This window comes from Halobiforma nitratireducens JCM 10879 (assembly GCF_000337895.1).
Classification (GTDB): domain Archaea; phylum Halobacteriota; class Halobacteria; order Halobacteriales; family Natrialbaceae; genus Natronobacterium; species Natronobacterium nitratireducens.
On sequence record NZ_AOMA01000174.1, the window covers coordinates 1 to 2,328 of the forward strand.

Here is a 2,328-nt window from a genome sequence, read left to right on the forward strand (position 1 = left end):
GGGGGTGTGCTGGCCACGGACCAGCGCCGGTCACAGACGGACATCCTCACGTGGACGTTCGCCGGTCCGATGTCGGCGTTCTGAAGTCAGTGTGGCTCCCGGGCGGGACACGCTGGGCTTGCCCGAGTTTGGAGGCCATCCTGCGGGCGGCCTGGCACTCGAGCGTACGCGCGTTATCCTAGAAACGATCGATGCTCGCGATCGGGCCGCCGTGAGCACCCGCCAACGGCCCGTCTGGGTGGGGGGGATATACACATAGCGTTCGATTCGGATCGAGTAAACGCATATAGTAGACAGGGGGATACCCGTCGTCCCCGTTCGTTTGCTCGATGTCAGGAACCACGCTGGACTACCACCATGATTCGCCAAGTCTCCGCGTCGTCGACGCGATCGCCGACACGACCGATACCGACCCGCTCGAACTCGAGCCGCTGTACAACATCGTCGACCCGGAGGCGCTGGACCGGCTCTTCAAGAACGACGCGGACGTCCGCGCGAGCGTTCGGTTCGAGTACGCCGGCCACACAGTCGAAGTTCGGAGCGATGGTACCGTCCTCGTCGATGGAACCATCCATGACGACGCGTAGGCGGGCGACGACAGCAGGAGTTGCTACGCGTCGCCGCTCGAGCGTCCGGTCTCACCCCCCTACTCACCGATGATCGTCCCCTCGATCGACGGCTCCGATCCGACCCCCCCGCTGGACCGCTCGACGCCCTCCGTTCTCGTGGTCGCCGACGCCGACCGCGACCGTCTCGAGTCGGTACTCGCCAACACCGACTCCCTGTCGGTCCGTTCGAGCGACGGCCTTCCCCCGGAGGGCGTCGAGATTCCGGACGTCGACTGTCTCGTCTGTCGCGTTCCGTTCGCCGATCACGAGCCGACCGATATCGTCGACCGGGTCCGCACTCGGCACGAGCAGCTTCCGATCGTCCTCGTCTCGTCGACCGACGAGGCCGCCGACATCAGGGAGGCGGTCGCGTCGATCCAGTGGATCGACGTCGTCCCCGAAGCCGAGGCCGGACAACTGCAACACCGTCTCACCAGGCTGCTCGAGCGCCGTCGACTCTCGGCCCTCTCGAAGCGATCGCTGGCTGGGGTCGAACTCGCCGGCGACGCCATCGGGATCGTCGATCCCGACGGTCACATCGAACTCGTCAACCGGTCGTTCGCGGTGCTGTTCGGTGCCGATCGCGAGACGTTGGTGGGACGGCCGTGGGAAGCACTGTTCGACGCCGAGACCGTCGATCACCTCGAGACGAAGGCGATTCCGACCGTCGCGGACGGCTGGCGGTGGTCGGGCACCTGTACCGCCCATCGCGACGACGGTGACACCGTCACCGCGCGGGTCGCGCTCGACGGCCTCGAGGACGGGAGCCTGGTCTTCGTCGTCGACGAATCCTAAGCCAGCGCGCTCGATCACTGCAGGACTCCCTCGAGCCCGTCGGTTCGGCCACGCCGTCGGCGGTACCGAGTACCAATGGCTGCCAGCGTTCCGGTGGACCGGAGACCGATCTCCGACTCCGCTCTGTTTGTTCCAGCACGTCCTCCGCTCGGCAGGTACGGACCACTCAGCGGGCCGGTTCCGGCTGGTGTGTCCGGCGAGTGGTGGCCTCCGCCGTCGACGGGATTGTGATCGTCTCACTCGAGCAACCAGCATGGGCGACGGGCACCTCGTCGACCAACTCCGGAGGACGCGTTCGGGCTTCTCTCGGACAGGACGGGCATCGACAATCGACAATCGACAATCGACATCCCGCGGGCGCTCCGGGCAACCGACGGACAGACAGGCGACGTGTTGCTCGTCGACGACCTGCGAACACTGCCGGCACCGGCAAAAACGACACTCGAAATGGAGTAGGCCTACGTCCCGTGGTCCCAGGAGTCCATGTACTCGCGCTGGGTCTCCGTCAGCGAGTCGTACTCGACGCCCTCGGCCTCGAGTTTGATCTCGGCGATCTCCTGATCGAGTTCGTCGGGCACGTCGTGGACGCCCGCGTCGTACGCCTCGGGGTTCTCGAGGATTTCACGCACACAGACGGCCTGAATGCCGAAGCTCTGGTCCATCACCTCGACGGGGTGGCCCAGCGAGACGGGTGCGGCGAGGTTGACGAGGCGGCCCTCGGCGATGACGTTCAGCCGGCGGCCGTCCTCGAGTTCGTAGGCCTCGACGCCCTCGCGGGCTTCGTAGCGGTCGACCGCGAGGTCGTCCAGTGCCTCGAGGTCGATCTCGATGTCGAAGTGGCCCGCGTTCGCGAGCAAAACCCCGTCTTTCATCTGCTCGAAGTGTTCTTCGACGATGACGTCGCGGTTGCCCGTCGTCGTCAGGA

At 66.0% G+C, this 2,328-nt stretch carries 3 protein-coding genes; 2 read left to right on the forward strand and 1 reads right to left on the reverse strand.

All coding sequences use genetic code 11. From position 1 onward, the window contains the following. Positions 1 to 329 precede the first annotated feature (329 nt). Together C446_RS16245 and C446_RS16250 are read left to right on the forward strand one after the other, a co-directional pair. The gene (locus tag C446_RS16245; RefSeq protein WP_006674216.1) at positions 330 to 587 is read left to right on the forward strand and encodes a HalOD1 output domain-containing protein; all 258 of its coding nucleotides are present in this window, start codon (positions 330 to 332) and stop codon (positions 585 to 587) included. Between the two features lie 69 nt (positions 588 to 656). After that, on the forward strand, positions 657 to 1,403 hold the full coding sequence (locus tag C446_RS16250; RefSeq protein WP_006674217.1) for a PAS domain-containing protein: 747 nt from the start codon (positions 657 to 659) through the stop codon (positions 1,401 to 1,403). A gap of 458 nt (positions 1,404 to 1,861) precedes the next feature. Here the strand turns inward: C446_RS16250 and C446_RS16255 are convergent. Beyond that, positions 1,862 to 2,328: adenosylhomocysteinase (locus tag C446_RS16255; RefSeq protein ID WP_049920303.1), on the reverse strand; the 467-nt coding region annotated here is incomplete at its 5' end.